This is a genomic window from Kaistella gelatinilytica (genome assembly GCF_015679325.1).
GTDB classification, from domain to species: Bacteria; Bacteroidota; Bacteroidia; order Flavobacteriales; family Weeksellaceae; genus Kaistella; species Kaistella gelatinilytica.
The window spans coordinates 41,747-62,165 of sequence record NZ_JADPVI010000005.1; the positions used below are offsets into that span (position 1 = coordinate 41,747).

At 32.6% G+C, this 20,419-nt stretch carries 19 protein-coding genes; all 19 read right to left on the minus strand.

Annotated elements, in window-relative coordinates; translation table 11 throughout:
• Nucleotides 1-2 precede the first annotated feature (2 nt).
• The 19 genes from IV494_RS14555 to IV494_RS14645 all read right to left on the minus strand — a co-directional run bounded on the left by IV494_RS14555 (nucleotide 3) and on the right by IV494_RS14645 (nucleotide 20,210).
• Complete coding sequence (locus IV494_RS14555; protein ID WP_196080841.1) at nucleotides 3-758, minus strand: DUF4280 domain-containing protein; 756 nt, start codon at nucleotides 756-758, stop codon at nucleotides 3-5.
• Nucleotides 759-762: 4 nt separating this feature from the next.
• Nucleotides 763-1,809 (minus strand): hypothetical protein, encoded by a 1,047-nt coding sequence (locus IV494_RS14560; protein ID WP_196080842.1) that lies wholly within the window; start codon nucleotides 1,807-1,809, stop codon nucleotides 763-765.
• A gap of 229 nt (nucleotides 1,810-2,038) precedes the next feature.
• Nucleotides 2,039-2,479 (minus strand): GPW/gp25 family protein, encoded by a 441-nt coding sequence (locus tag IV494_RS14565; protein WP_196080843.1) that lies wholly within the window; start codon nucleotides 2,477-2,479, stop codon nucleotides 2,039-2,041.
• A 9-nt stretch (nucleotides 2,480-2,488) separates the two neighbouring features.
• Nucleotides 2,489-3,373, minus strand: a complete 885-nt coding sequence (locus IV494_RS14570) for a lytic transglycosylase domain-containing protein (protein WP_230380261.1) — start codon at nucleotides 3,371-3,373, stop codon at nucleotides 2,489-2,491.
• A gap of 24 nt (nucleotides 3,374-3,397) precedes the next feature.
• Nucleotides 3,398-5,881, minus strand: coding sequence for an ATP-dependent Clp protease ATP-binding subunit (locus tag IV494_RS14575; protein WP_196080844.1), 2,484 nt, complete (start codon nucleotides 5,879-5,881; stop codon nucleotides 3,398-3,400).
• 113 nt (nucleotides 5,882-5,994) lie between these two features.
• A complete protein-coding gene (locus IV494_RS14580; protein WP_196080845.1) occupies nucleotides 5,995-7,356 on the minus strand; it encodes a DUF5458 family protein in 1,362 nt (453 codons plus the stop codon).
• A gap of 6 nt (nucleotides 7,357-7,362) precedes the next feature.
• Nucleotides 7,363-7,815, minus strand: coding sequence for a type VI secretion system contractile sheath small subunit (locus tag IV494_RS14585; protein ID WP_196080846.1), 453 nt, complete (start codon nucleotides 7,813-7,815; stop codon nucleotides 7,363-7,365).
• Nucleotides 7,816-8,252: 437 nt separating this feature from the next.
• Nucleotides 8,253-9,077 carry a hypothetical protein gene (locus tag IV494_RS14590; RefSeq protein WP_196080847.1) on the minus strand — a complete coding sequence of 275 codons (825 nt, stop codon included), beginning with the start codon at nucleotides 9,075-9,077 and terminating at the stop codon, nucleotides 8,253-8,255.
• A 1-nt stretch (nucleotide 9,078) separates the two neighbouring features.
• Complete coding sequence (locus IV494_RS14595; protein WP_196080848.1) at nucleotides 9,079-9,642, minus strand: hypothetical protein; 564 nt, start codon at nucleotides 9,640-9,642, stop codon at nucleotides 9,079-9,081.
• A 472-nt stretch (nucleotides 9,643-10,114) separates the two neighbouring features.
• Nucleotides 10,115-10,726 carry a hypothetical protein gene (locus tag IV494_RS14600; protein WP_196080849.1) on the minus strand — a complete coding sequence of 204 codons (612 nt, stop codon included), beginning with the start codon at nucleotides 10,724-10,726 and terminating at the stop codon, nucleotides 10,115-10,117.
• Nucleotides 10,727-11,253: 527 nt separating this feature from the next.
• On the minus strand, nucleotides 11,254-11,571 hold the full coding sequence (locus IV494_RS14960) for a leucine-rich repeat domain-containing protein (protein WP_394368413.1): 318 nt from the start codon (nucleotides 11,569-11,571) through the stop codon (nucleotides 11,254-11,256).
• Nucleotides 11,568-11,918 carry a leucine-rich repeat domain-containing protein gene (locus tag IV494_RS14965; RefSeq protein ID WP_196080851.1) on the minus strand — a complete coding sequence of 117 codons (351 nt, stop codon included), beginning with the start codon at nucleotides 11,916-11,918 and terminating at the stop codon, nucleotides 11,568-11,570. The genes IV494_RS14960 and IV494_RS14965 overlap by 4 nt, the downstream gene beginning before the upstream one ends.
• Before the next feature lie 254 nt (nucleotides 11,919-12,172).
• Nucleotides 12,173-12,505 carry a hypothetical protein gene (locus IV494_RS14615; RefSeq protein WP_196080852.1) on the minus strand — a complete coding sequence of 111 codons (333 nt, stop codon included), beginning with the start codon at nucleotides 12,503-12,505 and terminating at the stop codon, nucleotides 12,173-12,175.
• 96 nt (nucleotides 12,506-12,601) lie between these two features.
• Nucleotides 12,602-13,168: a hypothetical protein gene (locus tag IV494_RS14620; protein WP_196080853.1), complete on the minus strand. Its 567-nt coding sequence runs from the start codon at nucleotides 13,166-13,168 to the stop codon at nucleotides 12,602-12,604.
• Nucleotides 13,169-14,151: 983 nt separating this feature from the next.
• Nucleotides 14,152-14,661: a hypothetical protein gene (locus tag IV494_RS14815; RefSeq protein ID WP_230380262.1), complete on the minus strand. Its 510-nt coding sequence runs from the start codon at nucleotides 14,659-14,661 to the stop codon at nucleotides 14,152-14,154.
• A 51-nt stretch (nucleotides 14,662-14,712) separates the two neighbouring features.
• On the minus strand, nucleotides 14,713-15,120 hold the full coding sequence (locus tag IV494_RS14630; RefSeq protein ID WP_196080854.1) for a carboxypeptidase-like regulatory domain-containing protein: 408 nt from the start codon (nucleotides 15,118-15,120) through the stop codon (nucleotides 14,713-14,715).
• 232 nt (nucleotides 15,121-15,352) lie between these two features.
• Nucleotides 15,353-15,787, minus strand: coding sequence for a hypothetical protein (locus IV494_RS14635; RefSeq protein ID WP_196080855.1), 435 nt, complete (start codon nucleotides 15,785-15,787; stop codon nucleotides 15,353-15,355).
• A 527-nt stretch (nucleotides 15,788-16,314) separates the two neighbouring features.
• Entirely contained in the window at nucleotides 16,315-18,243 is a 1,929-nt protein-coding gene (locus tag IV494_RS14640) for a hypothetical protein (RefSeq protein ID WP_196080856.1), read from the minus strand.
• A 2-nt stretch (nucleotides 18,244-18,245) separates the two neighbouring features.
• Complete coding sequence (locus IV494_RS14645) at nucleotides 18,246-20,210, minus strand: type VI secretion system Vgr family protein (protein ID WP_196080857.1); 1,965 nt, start codon at nucleotides 20,208-20,210, stop codon at nucleotides 18,246-18,248.
• Between the last annotated feature and the right edge of the window lie 209 nt (nucleotides 20,211-20,419).

Here is a 20,419-nt window from a genome sequence, read left to right on the forward strand (position 1 = left end):
AACTAAACATAATCCTCGCTATAATCCTCATTAACCTCCTCCTGAAACTCTTCATAATCCATAACCGGATTATAAATTTCCTGTTCTCTCGAATTTGCATTGGCGGCATTACTTTTCCCCGCTTCACTCTGTTGCCCATGTTTCATCACCGTTATTTTCCCACCTACTGCGCATTGCAATTCAGACATTTCTGTCAGACAACTGTGTCCCATTACTTTTACTTTTTCATAAGGTTTCTGCCATTTTCCGACGGGTGCATAAGAACAGGGCAAATATCCGCCACTTGAAGGTTGCAATTTGCACTGTCCGAAGGGCATCGCAGGTGGATCGAGCATCAAATCATCTTCTGTAACGGCAAGATAATCTGCTTCACCTTCTTCATTATTCCAGTAATGTTTTTTGTGAGAAGTGACTCTAAATTTGGGGAATTTGAAACCTTGGTCGCATTTGCACATGCCTTTTTGGATCACGAAATATTTGCCGTCGTGCTCGCTCGATTTGCTTTCTTTTGATTCACCTTTTTTATCACCATCTTTAGATTCTGCGGAATTTTTATCAGTTTCATTACTTTCCGAGATGTCATCTGCTTCATCGTCAAAACCATTCATAGGATTAAGATCGTCCTCATTAATCTCTCTCATCGCGCTGGACTGCGCTGCAAAATCTCCACCAAAATATGGCGAAGAAATTCTGGAATCCTCGTTTTTGGGTGGCGTCTCCAATTCTGACAATTTTTTATCTTTTTCTAAATCTTCCATGGTCTTAAATTTTTGAAAGTAATATTTTCTGCTTTCTGTAAATTTCACCTTCCTGTAAAAGTGCAATACCCGCTTCTGCCTGAAGCATCTGCTTTGTGTTTTTGTGAGTCGTGTATTTTAATTCAACCAATCCGACTACTGGTTCCTCCGGCTCTTCTTCAAATTTTTTACCCTTCAGTAATTCCTGCAGACTTATCTTATCCTGAATTTCACCTTTAATATCGGTTTGAATTTGTGCCTCATCCAGATGAATAAAATCTACATTAAAGATACAATTTATTGGGAAAGAGTTTTTGACCAAGTAAAACTCCTCTTTCCAAGCTGACTCTTTGTAAAACCAAATCATAGAGGGAAATAGAACCTGATATAGCAAAGTGGACCCAATCTGCTTCTCGAAATATTTTTCATCCGACAAGCTTTTCGCAAATTGATCCATATATTTTCCTGAAACTTCACCAATAAAAAAATCTTCTAAATCTTTCCTCTTGTCCTCAAATGTTTTAAGCAGTTTTTCAAATTCAAAAATGCCCGAAATTTTTCCTTCAGGTGAAATGATGAGATTTATAGGTGCAATACTTTTCGCACAGGCAATGGAAAGTTCGCTCATTTTATCATCCGGTTTTTCCCCGTTCTTTTTAAAATCATAACAATGGACAGAGGCGACGAAAACTTTTATCTGATTTTTCTCCATTTTTTTGAGCTGAATATCGAGCGTGTATGCGATCTCTACTTTATTTTCAAAATCACTTTCGTAGGATTCTAAAACCTCATAAGTTTGTGCAAAAAAATCTGGAACCATCATTTTTAGTGGAATGGCCGCTAAATTTTCTTTTCTGATCTGAGCTGCACTTTTGTAGTTTTTTGGAAGAACGATTTTTTCAATACCCACGAGATTATTAAACCACATTAAGCCATTTCGCTCGCAATTTAAGTTGTGGAAATCACGAACCTCATCGGCAGTCATCCCAATCTTTTGTCCAATCTTGACCAAGGTGTCATTGGGTGTTACATCGTAAATGGTAATTAAATCTTCCATATTCGTATTGCGCATAAGAAGTGTAATTTTATCAGTAAAATTTCCTCTGTAGTAAAAGTAAGGAAAAAAGGAAACCGAAAAACATTCAGACCTAAAAGTTTGAATTTTGTAGTAGTTCTACTACAAACTGTTACGTCACAAAAAAATTTTAGAACTTTAACCTCTTAAAAATGAAATTTTTAAGCAAAAAAAATGCAATAATAATTTATCGCATTTTAAATATCAAAAATAAAATTTACTCTTTTTAATCGATAGACATTGGGCTTAAAAATATTTCTGTAGAAAAATTAAAAGCTTCGTTGGTCGATTCTAATTTTGCATTGATGACTACTTTTACTTTCTTTTTAACTTCAGTAAAACCTTTTGTCTCATAATTATGTTCTACAAATTTTATATTTGCCTGCACTCTCGCATTGATAAGACGTGGCTCATAATCATCAATCTGGCGCTGCAGACTTTTTACAAAAATATTTTCCCACATTGCTGATGTAACGCCATTATCAAATTCTAAATTCCAGACATCATTTCCGTAATGTTCATCATATCTGTTTTCTCCTTTCTTGGTAATGATCAGCAGCATTATATTTTGAGCAATACTTTCACCCACGCCACAAGTATCAATATGTCCACCATTCATCATCATTGACAAAGGATTTAAGGGCAATCTGTAATTCTCATTATCCATATCGTATCTTTATTTTTTAAGAGATTCGGTTAGAATTCTATACTTATTAATGGTGAACATATCCATCAAATTTTTTGGTAAAATCAATATCGATTCGCCTTTTTGAGCAAGATTTCTTTCAAGTTCAGGATTCCATTTTAAAAACTGACTTTTTTCAATTTTTAAATATTTTAAGATCGTGTCTAGATGATAGGCTCCATTAATGGTTGTTTCCATTAAATCGATTTTTCCCTGATTTTTTACCGTATTTTCTTTAAACTTTTTAACATCAACCGATTGTTTATTCGGCGTTTCTTTCTGCCTTACAGGAGTTTTGTAATAATCCTGCAAAACTGAATTCAATTCACCCGTTGCATAACAGGCATTTAAATATTTCTGAACATGATTTTGTGTTTCTAAAGGCAAAAAGGATTCGAAATCGGTATAATTTTTTGATCCCGCTCTCTGCATTGCTTTATTTACATTTCCACCCCCACAGTTATACGCCGCGACGACCGTTACCCAATTATGGTATTTATTGTACAAATTAATGAGCGAATTGGTGACAGCTTTTGTACTCTTATACATATCTGATCGGTCACTCTCCGTTAATCCATAATCATTTGCATGTCCCGTCATGAACTGCCAAACTCCCGCTGCACCTGCCGACGAAACCTGACTTTTATCTAAGCCAGATTCTATTATTGCCAGATTCCGCATATGTTTTGGAATGTTTCTCTTCGTAAAACAATATTCGATAAAACGAACCAACTGCTTATTGTTATTGATCACATTCTGATACCTACGAACGCTTTTCTCAGAAGTATCTGTGGCGGTCAAACGCTGTGCGAAAAAATTCTGAGAAGAAATTACACAAGAAAATAAAATACAGTATTTAAAAAAAAGTTGTTTCAAAATCGTTCTGATAAAAATTTTCAGTTAGTTGACGGTCCAAATTAATTCTTTTATTTCATCGTCCCAATCGACTTTAATTTGCTCGCCGGCTTTCACTTCTTCCCGTACAATTCTTTTTGATATTGGCCGTGCAATTTGAGATCGTATCACACCTGTAATTTGTCGGGCGCCATATTTACTGCTGAAACCGTTTAAGGCTAATTCTTTCACAGCAGCGTCTGAAATATCGAAAGTCATACCCAATCTTTGCAATGCATTTCTCAGAGGTTTCAATTGAATTTTGAAAATATTTTCGGCCATTGCTTCTGTAATTGGAGAGAAAGGAATAATTTCTGTAATTCGGGCTAAAAACTCCGGACGAAAACGACCTGAATCGGTCATGATCTTCATTAAAGATTTAGTGCCCGGAATTTCATTTCTTTCAAAATGCTCCACAATTTGTTCACTGCCAATGTTTGAAGTAAATAATATTAACGAATTGCTAAAATCACCTTCTTTGCCCAATTTATCATGAATTTTTCCTTCATCCATGATTTGAAGAAATACATCAAAAACAGAAGTATGTGCTTTCTCAATTTCATCAAATAAAACCACGGCGTAAGGTTGCTGACGGATTTTATTAACCAAAACTCCACCCTCTTCATAACCAACATATCCCGGAGGAGCACCATAAAGCAAAGCTGCAGAATGCTCTTCTTTAAATTCTGACATATCGAATCTGATCATGGCACTCTCATCGTTAAAAAGCAATTCTGCCATCGATTTTGCCAGTTCTGTTTTCCCCGTCCCAGTTGGTCCAAGCAGGAAAAAAGATCCAATTGGTTGACCCGGTTTGTTCAGTCCACTTCGGTTTTCAATAATTGCATCTGCTAAAGTTTTGAGTGCGTGATCCTGTCCGACTACTCTTTTCTTGAGCAAGTCTTCCATATTCATGAGTTTTTCCTTTTCTCCGGATTGAATTTTACCGATTGGAATGCCAGTTTTGGAAGCCATTACTGCTGCCATTTCCAGAGTTCCTACTTTTTCGCGTTTTACGGAAGCGTGCTTGAGGAGTTCCTCAAAAGTTTCGTTTATAATTTTTTTAATTTGACTCACATCCATTGAGTTATCTAAAACGTGCTGTTCTGATAAGGAACCCCAAAGAATTGGACTCAATTTATTTTGAAGCAACTGGAAATTCCAGAGTAATTCATCAACCAATAAAGGATCATCTTCGGGTATTTCTGCGATGATCTCTTCATAATTTGTTTTCCATTTTTCAAGTTCTCCTTCCGAAAGTTCATCCAGCATTTTAATGGAAGCCATGGTTCTGTCTAAAAGATCAATGGCTGAATCCGGCAATTTTTTGCCTTTCGAATATCTTTTTGCCAATTTTACGCAATCTCCCAAACTATTTTCATCTACATCAACATTGTGATGCTCTTTATAACCTTCAAGAATTTTTTTGATCATTTTCACACAGGCTGCTTCATCTGGTTCTTCAACCAACAAAACTTCAAACCTACGGTCAAATGCGCGTTCAGGTTCAATAATTTTTCGGTATTCCTCCTGCGTTGTTGCCCCAATAACCGTAATTTCGCCTCTCGCAAGTTCAGGTTTTAAAAGGTTTGCGACATTTCCCGCGCTTCCTTTAGGGTCTAATAATGCGTGTATCTCATCGATAAAAAGTACTGCTTTGTTAATCTTTTTACATTCCGTAATTACTTTTTTAAGACGGTCTTCAATTTCTCCTTTGTAGGATGTTCCGGCCAATAAAGACCCTGTATTTAATTCCAATAAAGTAGCTTCTTTTAATAATTCGGGTACATTTCCATTGATTATTTCTGAAGCAAAACCTTCTAAAAGCGCCGTCTTACCAACACCTGGTTCGCCAACAATAATTACATTGGGTTTGGTTTTTCTGGAAAGAATTTCTACCAACATCCGCAATTCTTTATCGCGACCAACAATGGTTTCAAATTTTCCATCTCTCGCCATCTGCGTCATATCTGTACAATAGCTGGAGATCGCCGGGAAAGAAGATTTTTGATCCTGAAATCCTGAAAGAAGATTGTTCTCCTGCGAGGCAACTTTTTGAGTTTCGCCCTGAAAGTAATTTAGAATTTCATGTTCGCGTAGGGGAAGGGATTTTAATTCCTGCGCGGTGTAGGCGATATTTGATTTGGTAATTGCCGCTAAAACGCAGATCGCCGAAATATCATCAAGCCCCAATTTGATGCGGATATCATCGGCTTCAGACATGATGGTATTAATTTTGTCATCGGCAGTTGGTTCTGTTGGAAGATTGCCAGTTTTAGGATATTCTTCAATACGAACTTCGGCCCATTCATAGATGTAAGCCGGATCTTTATCGATACTGATCAGAAATTCCCGCAAACCTCCGTCTTTGTGCACAAGAGCCTGCAGAAGATGTGAAGCTCCATAAGTAGCATTATAATTTTCCCTTGCAATTGATTGGGCAATATGGATGATCTGCTTTACGGTTTCATTGGTAATTATTACGCTCATACTAGTAAGTTTTTAAAGAGGACATTTATCAAATATAAGAAACTTTTAAAAAAAAATGAGACAATATCATGTGAGATTGTCCCAATATTTTATAATGAATTTAATCAATTATTTTATTCCTGCTGGTATTCAGATTCCCATTCGTTACCATCATCACCTTTATGACCATCGAGTTTTATAACAAAACTTTTGGTAGGAAAATAAGGGGTCATTCTGATGTCTAACCAAACTCTGTCTTTATTCACTTTATCCTGTTCAAAACGAACAATTTTAAATTTCTCGATTAATTTATCAGCACCTTTGATACCGTCGAGGAAAGTAACGATCTGTTTTCTAAGATCATCTTCATTTTTAGGTGTCCAGTTTTCAAAAGCTCTTCTGTTTAAGAAATCTAAAAGCACTTTAGTCACATAATCAAAAACACGCACTACAGAATACGTCTGTAACCCGATGTTATCACCTGTAAATAATGTTTTCGCAGAGAATGCCATGATTTTACCGTACTCGCTTACCATAGGAACTAAGCCCATTTTTTCGAGCTGAGAAATTTCACTTTTTTTCAAATCAAATTTTACGGCATCAACTTCATTAATGTTACCGTGCTTCTTACCTGCTGCAACCTGCGACATCAAAGTTCTGTGGATTTTTCCTGCCAAAGAGGTTGAAGGTGGAAGATCTACATTTTCCTCTTCGCCAACTTCTTCTGCTCTGCCTCTTCCAACCAGCCAGTTTGTGGTCATGATGACATTACTCCTGTGCAACTCGCCACCGGTAAGATTTGCGGAATGAAAAAGATCTACAACATCATCGGGTTTATCAAGATTAGCAAAATCGGTAACCATCATTACCTTGTTCTCATTGCATATTTTCGCCCATTTTTCTACAACTTTATTAGAGCCTAAATAGCCTGGTAAAGCCAGAATAGAATAGCTGTCACGAAGATCAAGACGGTCATAATTTTGTTTAAATTCGTCTGCAATTGCTTCTACAAAAAGGGGATTATCTAAATCTGTCAGCTGATCCATGGAGGCATTTACGATGCTTACATTGTCAACTTTATCGAGTTCTGTATTTTTGTAAAACTGGGCAACCGTTCTGTAGTTGGTTTCCATCTCACGAACACTGTCTAAGGTATTTTTAAGATTACTTTTCAGATTTTTTTCAGCAGATAAGGCTTTATCCTTGCAAGCTTCTGCCATAACGTCAGCAGAATCTCCGCTTTCTAGGAGGGAAATCCATAAGTTCAGTTTCTGTAATAAATCTTTTCTTTCTGTTCCTTTATTATTGTCGTTAAGAAAAATTTCCTTCCGCGCTTTTCGGGTTGGATTCATATTGGCAACGCCATCGACCACTGTTTCAATAAAATTAAAACCACCAACTTTATTTAATTCATCCAGTGAACTTTGCTTGTGTTGCGGTTTCCCTTGCTGTTGACCCTGTTCTTTTTGACTTTCCTGTTGTTTGCTATTTTCCATCTGTACTTAGTTATCGTTTTTCAATTCTCCGGCCACGTCTTTTAAAACATCTACCAGTGCATTTCTAGTAGCTTCATCTGTCAAAATCTTTTTCAAAATTTTGTTATTTTTTAGTTGTCTTAAGATCTTATTATATTGCTCCTGCTCAACACTCAACTTTTTTAGATATTCTGAATTTTGCGTTAAACTTTTTGGGGTAAAATCTCCTACAGTATTAAATCTAAATTCTTCATCTACAATAGTCCCATCTTCAGTTTCATGCTGCACGCCAACAGTTGGTTTAAAATGTCTAAAAACATCTTCTACTGTTTTTAATCCCTTCACTATTTCTGGCGCAAAAGGTTCTTCTTCTGTAAGTTTACTTACGATCAAAGATCTATTTTCCTGAATATGTGTTATTGCTTCGTTAGCGTCAACTTTTACTTCGTTACCACCAACGCCATAATCAAACATTGCCATAATCTTATTTTTTATTAATGTTACTACTTAAAGTTTAAAGATAAATATTTTTTTTAAATAATAGCAAATTTTAATTTAAAATAAAAAATGTGAACCTATAAAATAACATATAGTTCATTTTGGGTACAATTTCTTTAAATAAAAGAGTAATCTTTCATTTAAATGTAATTTTTGAATTCACTGCTGATAAATTATGGAAATATGTTGAGAGCTAGAGTAATTTAAAACATACTGATCATAATGTTTATAAATTTTTAAACACTATTTTTTTTACTTCTGATTGAGAATAGAATAAACATTACTTGATCCGTGGTTGCTATTTTTAGATGTGCGACAAAAGCCGGATAGAGAAAATGTTGTCTCACTAAAATAAAGAATGTCTAAGGCGGTAATTGCTCAGGTCTTTAACTTCGTGCGTTCACTTTTAATTTAAAATCTTAATAGTATTCAATCTTTCTTACCACAGTTGAGTCAGCAAATTCATTTATAAAATCTGTTTTTTTGATCCAGTTGCCAGTTTTATCCAGTTCAAATTTTGAAGATTTTTCATATTCAATATCTCCATTTGGAAAATAATGTGTCTCTTTAGTTGTATTACCTGCACCATCATATTGAAATTTTACATTCGCCATTTCTATCCCATTACGATCCACTCTAATTTTCTTTATTAAGTTTCCTGTTTTATCAAATTGACTATTGATCTTTTCTTCTATTTCACCACTGGTATTAAAAAAGATTTCTTCAACATTTTTCTCCTTGTTTTTATTGATTTGAATAAGGGTTTGAGAGGAAAGTTTATTTTTAGAAAATATTTTAGTTTCAATGAGTTGTTTGCTTTTGTCGTATTGGTTGAAAACAGTAAACTGATGTTGACCAAAATTATCAGTGACGGTTTTAATAATCTTTTCTTTACTGATGTACTGATAACTGGTTTTTATTTTGAGACGCTTAGATCCAAATATAGCCACCGTCTCAATTAGCACTTCATTTCGTTTGTAAACATTAGAAATATCAGGATTATACTGCTCGTAAGTGCCTTTATTAATGACACTTGTAATAAAACCAAAACTATTATAGTTGGTTTCACTGGCGCCCAAAATTTGGTCTGTATCCATTTTGTAAGCAATTTCTTTTACTGTTTTTACTTCGCCAAAAAGTTTGTTAGTTTTTAAATCATTATTTTCTGGAAGTTCTTTTATCTCCTGACCATTGCACGCTGCAGTGAAAAAAAACAGAACAAATAATTGATATATTACCTTCATATCACTTTTTATTTTTTGCTTCTTTCAATTGCTTTTTTATATCTTCTGGAAACCAAGGTAATATTGGATCGTTTTTGAATTGTTCATAAACTTCGTCGGGATTTAACATTTCTTCGGGAAGGTTAAGTTTTTCTAATTCTGCCTTGAAATCAGATTCTTTATCGAATAAGGAGAGTTTTTTTCCTTTTGTGTTAATAATGAACCATTTCTCTGGCATTAAAAAATCAGAGTTGTTTTCATCTATTAGCTTAGATTTATATCCATAAATCATTGAATCATTTACGTTAAAATTAAATAAAGGTGCAATACCACCACCTAATTCATTGTATAAATTTCCTAAATCAGTATCTAAAAACCATGTAGCAGAAGAATTATCTCTAAACAAAGTATAGGGTTTTAGCAAGGGAATAGTGGCAGTTGCATTTCCGACTTCATGACTTAAATAATAAAACTGATCAATCCCTGCGTTTTTATAGGTGTAATTTGGTCCCTGCATGTTGTTTTTTAGTTTATCACAACTTAAAAAAACTGCTGTAAAAATTAGAAATGAATATATTCTTTTCATCTTAAAAATTTTATTGTGTTTCTCATATCCATCTTAATCGATATTTTTCCGAACTTTTAAATCTTATTTTTCATTAAGTCTTCCACCATTTTATTTTTTATTCTCGGATGTACTCTTCAATATAGTTGATCTTCGAAAGAATGATATATTATACCATTTCAATTTGTAGAAATGCTGTTCTGGATTAAACACTCGCTTCGCTTTTTAGCCATAAAAATTTAATTAAACTTTTAGTTTAGATCGATCGCATATGCTTTTGAACTCCGCCTCCCAGTCCAACCTGACTTATGAAATATTTAACCCATAAGAAATGGCCGGAACGGGTATATATTTACAAAACCCACCATCATCTGATAACTAAATTTTATTATTATTTTTTAAAAAAGACAATAATTTTAAATATAAATGAAACAAAAACAAAAAGAGAAATTTTATTACTTCTCCTTTATTAAAAATACAGCGGAATTTAATTTTATTCTCCCACAATCTTTCCTGTCTCTCCGTCTATATAAAATATGTGATCATATATTAAAGCGGATCCTGTTTTTCCTCCTGCTCCCGATTTTCCGCTTGTAATACTGACTTTCCATATTTTTTTCAATTCGTCAAATCTTATATTAATTGCATCGTTACCGTTTTCTAAAGACCATCCTTTACCTGTGATTAAATTAAGATATTTCTCTTCAGATAATATTTTTAATATATCAGTATACTTAATCTTCCCAAATTTTTTATCTTCATTTTTTTCGCTAATAAGATCCCCTGTACTATTATATTCAATCGAGGTGTGAATTGGGATTCCTTTAAAATTAATAACAGAAGATTTTAAATTTCCATTTTTATAATAAGTATTGTATTCTGAAATAAATTCTGGGGCACTTTTATTAATAATCTCATTATATCCATCATCGTTTTCGTATTGTTCAATTTTTGTCCCATCTGCCATTAAAAAAAATGCACCACCTCCCTTCCAATTTTTTTTAAAGTTTTGTATATTAATTTTTTTCTTTTCTAAGAAATTTTTTTCTTGTTTATTACAAGAAATTAGAAATAAAAAAATTAAAATAATCTTTAGAGAATTCATGTAAAAACGCAGTTTTATATTTCGCTGAAAGTTTGATATTCTTTAAAAACTTTACCAGAATTTGATTCTATTTCTACGTTTTGTAAAATTCGAAACATTTTTAATTTTGTTTTACAGTATCCCATTCTAAATACCACACAGGCCTCTAAATCCTCCAGAGAGTGGACTTAAAGAATGAGATATTTCTTTCTTTAAAATCATTTGAATATCATCTTAAGATAGGTAAACTAAATTAAATCCTAAATCTGGAATTGATTAACCATTACTATAAGAATTATCTTTTTTAAAATTTTGTATAACTTTTTTCCACTATTGGGTGCTTTTTGCGATTTTTTTTGCCAAATTTATCTAAAATCTTTAATCGTCTTTCAACTTTTCAAATACCATCGGCACAAATGGCAACTTAAAAGGAAATGTTAACATCTCTCCGTTTGGTGCGGATCCAAAAAAATGGACAAAATAAAAGATTGCATCTCACAAAGTATCCAGTTCGCCAGCGTTTTTAAATATGTTTGGTTAATAAATTATTAATCATAATAAAAAGTGATATTTTTTTTCTCGCAAATGTCCTTTATTTCGTTATAATTTTTCAATTTTAAACCCCTCGCATGTATCGTTTCCAGTTTTGGTGCATTTAAAATTTCGGCTGGAAACTCTGTTAATTGTGTGCCTGAAATATTTATCCAATTTAAATTAGGTAAACTTCCCATGCATTTAGGTAGCTCTGTTATCTTGGTGTTTTCCAAAACTATAGACTCTAAGTGATTTAAATTACATATTTTTTCTGAAATTACCAATAAAGGATTATTTGATAAATAAAGAGATCGTATTTTAAAAACTTCTATATCTCATCTGGGACTTTTGATATAGCATTATCTGATAAATATAGCGATTCTAAATTTTTTAAATTTTTTATTCGACCAGAAATTTTAGTGATTCTATTTTGATTTAAATCCAAATAAATAAGTGATTGGAGGTTAAAAAAACTTTCAGGTAAATATGTGATGTTATTTGATTTTAACGTTATCCGTTTAATACTTCGACTGTTACCCAAGGAATTAGGAATATCATTAACTTTAGTAAGAGATGTAAAATCGACAATTAAAGTTTCTAGATTTTGATAGAGAGCAATCCAATTAGGAATAACTTTAGAATTTTTAATCAGTATCCTTTTAGTATTGACTAATCTCAAATAAGTTAATGAGTCTCGCTTTTGCCAAACACTATCTAAAACAATTTCTTTTTGCGTGATTGCTAAAAAACTCTTATTTCTTTTTCCTTTTCATCATAGGGTTTGTGATTATAATTCTGTTGACAAGAAAAAAGAAGAGGCAAGAAGGTAATGAGATAAAAAAAATGTTTCATAAATCTAACGATGTAAATTATTTATAAACAAAGCATAAATGTAATGATAAGTTATCAATCGATTATATTCATAGAGTCCTTCTAATGATTGAACCAAAATTCCTGCTTCACGAGCTCCACTGCCAATATTTCGCAAGGCATCCATCGAAAAAGGGACTTTGGAATACTTGTTTCTGGTGCAGTTACATAAATATTTCTTCCCGTAGTATCCATATGAATTTCATTGCCTGATTTATCGGTGATGATGATCCTTTCATCTTCCGTAAAAACCACTTTATGTTCACATCTGGTCATGATTGCTTCCACAAGGTTGTACGCAAATACTCCCAAACAGTTACCACATGAACATCCCAACCATAACAAAATGGCGATCCAGATAATTGTGAAAGACGCCCACAGTAACCTGATTGCCAAACACAGCAAATTTATGTAAAATTTTTATTGATATTTTTTTGCGACGAGCGCTAAAACGACGTTACATTTTTTAGCTTGTAAGATTGTAACTTTTGGCTACTGAGTTAAATTTCTGTACAGATCATCTAATAAAAAATCTTTATGAAATTTAAAAATATCATTAGCACTTGTATTTCCATCCTTATAATTTAAATTGCTGACACTTGTTAGAAGATAAATATGATTAGATCGACGAGCACTATAATAAATTTGTTCATCACCTATCTCATAACATCTTTGTCCAAAGTCTTTTCTTTTTAAGTTTCGTGTAAAATCAGCGTATATTTGTACTTCTTTAAAAGCATTTTTAGCAACATCAATATTATCAAAAATATATTCCTGTACAACAATATCATTTTTATCATTTGCTAAATAGTACATTTTACTTCTTATTACTCCCTTATAAAAATAGCTGTTACATCCCGACAAATTACCTTTAAAATAATCTTCATTTTTTTTCTGCTTCATTTTTAGATTATCAATATTTTTACTTTTTTTAAAGAGCATTTCAAAATTAAATTCACTGCTAATAGCAACTATCTCCTTTTTTTGTTGATTAAATGCATTTTGAAAAATGTATAAGAAAATTACTAAAATATATTTCATTTTTAATTCTTTTAACATTCACAAATCTTTAGTAATTGAAATACAGTTGAATCTAATGATGCATCCGTAGCTTTATTGCCATCTACCGCTCCTTCAATAATTTTGTCTCCTCTATAAAATTTTCTAGCAGAATATATCCAAACTTGCATTGATTTTTCAAATTCAGACTTACTAAAATATCTTGCACCACCTCCATCTTCTATATATAAATGAAGGTTCTGAATAAGTACTAGTTATTTCAGTATTGCAAATCTTAAGTTTACTGACAGAATCTTTGGTTACAATTACAATTGTTGAGTGATATTCTGCATCCATACCAACCGCAAAAACTACAATAGAAACTTTTTTAGTCAATTCTATTAATTTTGCAGCCGTGACACCTGAAGTAGTTTCTTTTTGTGATTAAGTACAATTCACTATAATAATTCACAATTTCTTTGCTAAGTCTTATATTTTTTTTGAGTTACGAGATAATAAAATTGAAAAAAAAATCAAAATACTCAGTATTTTTATTTTGGTCAGCCATACAACAATTAACAAGTCTTCTTTAGACAAATAACTCTTTGATAATACTCAGTAGGTTCAATTTCATCTGCATATTTTCATTAAATAAATTTCTTCCGGCTTTGAAAGATATTTTTTTTCCAGGAAGTGCATCTTGCTGAATCCAAGTTGAACCAGATGTGTCTTTATTAGAATACCTGTACTCGCGATCGCCGTAGATTAACAATAACTGATGCCGAACTTGGTGTGCTGAAGTCTCTTTAAATTTTAAATCTGCATCTTAAGATTCCGTGTAAAGCCATGCTTTTGAGATATAGATAATTTTGTTTTTGTCAAACTCTTGCCAATCTCCGCAGGAGGTATAAGCAATACAGATGCCTATGCAATTCCCAATTGTGTTAACGGTTTAACATGTTTTCAGAATTTGTGAAATAACTAATATTTGGATTCACCATTCCTTTTACAGCAAAAGTAGTACTCACTTTAATTTTTCATTTTTAACCTCTATCTACTTTCGCATCTATTTTCCTTAAAACTTTCGCCACACCAACACTTTGAATTAAAATATCGCCGTTGGTCGCTTTATGTGTTGTTGTGGAAGTAGTTTCTTTTAAATCTTCAGTGATAGTAATCGTCTTATTTTCATTGATGGTTTGTTTATAATTGCTTACAGTAAATTTATGGTTTTTTGTAATACTCATGCTGTGGTCTACACCAACATTTGTATTCATATTTTTGCCTACATTAATATCTAAATTCTCTCCCGCATTAAAAGTCATATTTTTCGGCGCCGTTACTTCGATATTACCATCCATAAAATAAGTATTTCCGCTTGGGTCCAAAATAGTTACACTTTTCTCATTATCATTCATCAAAACCTTAATTCCGGTCTTTGTTTGAATCGATCGCATGTGGTTCTGAACTCCACCTCCTAATCCAACTCCCCCGCGAAACATTCCACCCATCACAAAAGGTCGGCCCGAATCATTGCGAAAAAAAACCACCATTGATGCGGTAGTGTCTTATTTAAGTATAAAAAATATGTATTATAAAATTTTCTATTCTTTAGTTAAAATAATCTCTTTTAATTTAATTGTGTCTAATTTGTTATCTTTAGAATATATTAAATTTTTAATAGTAATAATTTTCGTTTTATAACCGGATTTTTCAATATGATAATTATAAGAAACCTTTGCTTGCATGTTTAAATATTTATAAGAAGATTGAAATCCATCAATAAAAAAGTAGCCTTTTTGATTAGTTTTTATTGTATCAAAATCATTCGAAGCAAATTTATCTACAAAAATTTTTACATCTTTGAGTGGTTTCCCATTTTCAAAATCAACTACCGTTCCAGTTACTGCATTATATATTACATATTTTTTGGTTGAACAATTTAATACCAAAAACAAAAAAATCATAATTGAGTAAATTTTAAACTGATGGTTTTTCGCGTAATTTTTCATGATATCCTAATTTTCGTTAACCAAATTAATTTAAGAAGATTAAATTCCGTAATAATCGTTCATGGAATATCATAATAATTTTTATAATATTTCATTAAATCTATCTCTTCACCATCTTTAGAGGCATTAGCTGCATTATTATTTGTTTTTTGAGTAATTACGTTCCAGCCCTTTATAGTTCCTTCGTCAGATTTAGAAGATTTGTCTCTATTGTTCTATCAGAATATGAAAATTATTTGGGGATAGAATCTTTATCAATTGACTTAAGATTTTCGAAATAAATTATACCTAAATCAATTGTATCTTTCTTATAATAGTTTTCACCTTTGTAAATCTTTTTGGAATCAGCAAACTTAAATTCATTTTTATTTTTGAGTAGAAAAATACTAGAGACATCCCTACTATCTCGTCGGAAATCACTACTGGTGCTTGACCATCCTAAAATTACAAATCCACCATCTTTACGAGAATTTATTGTATCAAAATTATTAATAGCGTACTTATACCCAAATATTTTTACATTTTGAATCGGTTTATTAGTAATTTTCGAATAAATCATTCCTTTGACATTACGAACTAAAATATTTTTTTTATTTTTACAATTTAATAATGTAAAGATTAGTGAATAGACAAGATATTTTATTTTACGCTTATTTTTGTTAACCACATTAATTTTAATATATCAAATTCAGAAACAATTTTTCTTAGAATATCATAGTATTTAATATAACATTTCATGTTAATGTTGTCAAAAATAGTTGGTAATTTTGATAAAAATGTTTAAAAATTATCGGAATAACTATATGGCAAAAAAAAGCTTCAAAAATTTATTTGAAACCCATTTCAACTAAAATCTCATTACGTGAGTGACAGTAGATCTTACAGAAGATTTCACCAACTATTTTTGGCTATTAAATCTATATCATTATGTCAATATTTCCTGAGTTAAAATATTCACTGCCTACTTAAGAAACTGGCAGTGTATAAGTTAAATATGAGATTCCTTTAAGTTTTTATATGCGTTTTTTTCAATTAAATTTTTTTAAGGTTTTATCTCACAAGCATCCTTCGTGTTTCATTTCATATAGATTCATTTTACTATTATAAAAACATTTCACTCTTTCTTGTGTAAAATATTTAAATTTTGCGCATAAATTTGGAAAAAACTTTTTGTTTTTATCTAACTTTTTAATTTTATTGTTTTATAAGTACAAGCGTATCAGGAACTTTGTAAATAAAATAAAAATTTACCGGGTATTCTCGATCTCTTCGTCTGTAATCTGAAACGGGTTGAGCTGTCTTAATTGTATCAGTAATATATCCTTCTTTTTTAAAAATTAATTTTCGTGGTTCTTGTATATTTAAGGTGTTTAGATTTTTATCAGTAATTTTAAAATAACCGGTCTTAGTAGTTGAAACAGTTTGTAATAAATCATTTTCTAACATACATGTAACAGTGACATCTGAGAGAGTTTCTTTTTTGTCATTAAGTACAATTCCACTATAATAATTCACAATATCTTCGCTAGACTCTGTATTTTTTTTTGAATTACAAGATAATAAAATTGAAAAAAACATCAAAAGACTCAGTATTTTTATTTTGCTCAGCCATACTACACTTAACAAGTCCTCTTTAGACAAAACAACTCTTTGATAATAATCTGGAGGTTCAATTTCATCTGCATATTTCATTAGATCAATTTCTTGCGGCTTTGGAGGGTATTTTGTTCCAGGAAGTGCATCTTGCTGAATCCAAGTTGGACCAGATGTGTCTTTATGCGAATAACTGTAATCGCGACCGCCGTAGGTTAACAATAACTGATGTCCAATTTCATGAGCTGAAGTCTCTTTAAATTTTAAGTCTGCATCTTGCGATTCCGTGTAAAGCCATCCTTTTGTGACATAGATAATTTTGTTTTTGTCATACTTTTGCCAATCTCCGTAGGAGGTATAACCAATTTTATAATACAGTTCCCTATGCAATTCCCAATTATGTGAACGGTTTAGCATAGTGTTTTTAGAATTTGTGAAATAAATAATATTTGGAGCAACCATTCCTTTTACATCAAAAGTAGCATTCACTTTAATTTCCCATTTTTCTCCATTAATCTCTGTGCCTTTGTTCGATGTTCTGGCATACGTTCTGCTCCAATATTCATTTATACCGTCCAAAGCCATTTTTCTCAACTCCTCATATGTTTTTGTCTTCTTTTTAATAGGGGGTTTTTTATAATATTGTAACGCCTCGTTAGAAATTTTGCCCCAATCATTATAGGTTACTGTTACACCTTTAAATGGATTGGGTTCACCCTCTGCAGTTTCATTTAATTCTTTATGAGTATAAGATTTTAATCCTTCTTCTCCTCCATCAGTCAAATTTACTCTTAAACTAATGTCGATATTTTTATTTTCTCTGTCTATCTTAACATCTACCCAGTCTTTCCCAATCTGTTTGGTGGAAAATTCCACTTCTTTCATTTTTTTTACACCATTTTTAGTTGCAATAATCTGAGCTTTTAATTTGTTATTTTTAAAGTTCGTACTATCATATACTTTCTGATTATCAAAACCGTCCCACATAATTATGTATGATCCTATTTTTGTGTAATCGCCAGAACCAATATTATAAGGATCGAAAACGCTTTTCCAATCCCACGCTTTTAGCGGTTTTAGCGGATCTGGTCTTGGTTTTTTCTTATAAATATCTTCTACCAAGTAGGGAAATCTCCTGGCTGGTAATATTACCGCTGGAATACTTTGAATTGCAAATAAAGTGGTTCCATCTCCTTTTATAATTTTGAAATCTAAATTATCAATATTTCCTAGTGATAACGAATAATTGAACAAAAAATTAGCATTCTCATAATTTTCTTCATAGTCAAGTATTCCTAATGGAACTATAGTAGAATATGACTTATCTTTTTTTATTGATAAAGTAATTTCAAAATCATCTGTTACATCACTTCCAATTCTTTCAAAATTACCATAAGGTACACCATTTTGCAAGCCGTGATCTCTTACCTCATTTTGAGCATTTGAGGTAATATTTCCCTCCGCTGAGATAAGATAGTTTTCACCTACAATTTTAGTATATTTTCCTTTTACTATCCTGGTTCTACTCATAATTAATGATTTTTGCTTTTTTCACCAGAATTATTTTTAACTTCCAACTGGGCGTTTTTGGTAATACTCTTACCTGAAGAAATCTCAATATCTTCATGGGAAATTTCATTCCGCTCCATTTTCGTTTCACTATGCACATCTCCTTCAATCATTTCTGTCAGCTTGCCTGTTATAAAGATACTTGCATCACCCACAACAGAAGTCATTTTCATGGCACCCACACTTTCTGTAGAGTTCATACCGACAGATTGAGTATTATTCATACCAATCATCTCACTTGCGTTCATGCCAACATTCGTCGTCATGTTTTCCCCCACATTAATATTCATGTTCTTGCAATTAAGCGTCATCGTTTCCGGTGCAGTGATATTAATATTACTCCCCGTCGTATCCAGGTGAATTTCATTTCCAGATTTATCAGTAATAATAATACTTTCATCTTCCGTAAAAATTACTTTATGTCCACTTCTTGTCATAATAGATTTTACGCGATTATCTGCAAATCCACCCAAAGCAGTTCCCCCATGAAACATTCCACCCATCACAAAAGGTCGATCCGGATGATTATGTACAAATCCCACCATCACCTGATCCCCAACTTCGGGGATCGCTACGTAACCTCGATTCTGAGAAACCTGATCCGTTCCTCCTGCATCCGGACTCATCATTCGGATGAAATCGGTTGTGTCATGCAGCTGCCAGTCGAATTTTACCGTCACTCTTCCCTGTCCGCTTGGATCGGTGTTGCTGATTACGGTGGCTAATTGTGGTTGTGCGATTGGAATTGTAAACTCTGGTTTTGGTAAAAATCCAGTGTCACTTGCAATGGCTTTGAACGTTCCTTTGTAATGTCCGAGTGTATCAACATCGTGACTCGTTTCAATGATCATTAATCTTGTAAAATAGGAAGTCTGATTGCTGTCTTCTTTACGCATTTCCAGATCTGCTACACATCCCGGATATAAAAATGGGATCGTGGTACTTCCACTTACATGTAAAACTTCCACGGCTTTACTTCCCGCCGCGCTCGTTTGTGAATTCACTACATCTTTGTCGGTTACTGCTCTGATCGGAGCAATCTGTAAAGCTGGTGTTTTAAAGATACCGCTGTCTGCATCATTTTTTTTGTACGCAATATTGGCCAGATCACTTTTATGATTTGCCGGCGTAGAACCTGAAGTTAATTTAGCGTTCTGAGTGCTGTTGTATCCATAAAACTCAGGTTTCGTGTGAACTGCTTTTATTTCTATTTTAATATCATTGACATTACTGCCATAGACTAATTTTAAAGGCTGGTTCTGTGGTGGAAGTTTTCCAAAATGCAAGACTTCGCCATCATAATAAAACTGTTCTCCATAAGCTTCTGCCATTCTTGCCAGATAGTTGTAATGCGTTTCATTATATTGGGAACTGTAGATAATTTCTGAATAATCATTCGCATCTACTCTTACATCATAACTTCCGGTATTTATTCCTTCTTTGATGAGTTGATTCGCGATGATACTCATATTCACCGATTGTGCTCCTCCAAAACTCTGGGTATGTGGCGCAGCATCCAGCAATATTGTTGGACTGTAACCTGACAATACAATATTCCCCAGTCCACTTTGATCCTGTAAATAACCGACTTCGGTGATCACTCCCACAAAGGTTCTCTCCGGACTGTCGGGTATATCTTTATATTTTTGAACGACCGTCAGTCTTTTTCCTAAAAACTCATTGGAGGATTCTAAATTATGGTTCTCTCTGTTTCCTAAGGAATCATAAGCTAAAACCATTTCAAAACGATGGTGTTTCCCGGCGTGTTGGCTTAAACTAAAGTGTTTGTAATGGGAAATCACTTTCCCTTCGATCACCACCAAAAGTTTTACGAGCCTGTTAATCCCAAAAATCTGACTGGCGGAAATTGATTTCGAACTGTTATCCGGCTTGAAAGTAGGCGTTGAAGTTCCGTTTGTTTTTGCCATAATATGTAGAGTTTGTTAGGTGATGGATGTCAGATGAATGATGATTGACAATTGTTAATTGTAATTTGAAAGTTGATCCTTATTTTTTTTCAGTTCGTACTTTACGATTATCAAACTTCTAAAGTTTAAAGGTTTAAAGGTTTAAAAGACAAATTTGATGTACTAAAATTAAGTATATATTTTTAATTAAGTTTAAAAATATCATTTTT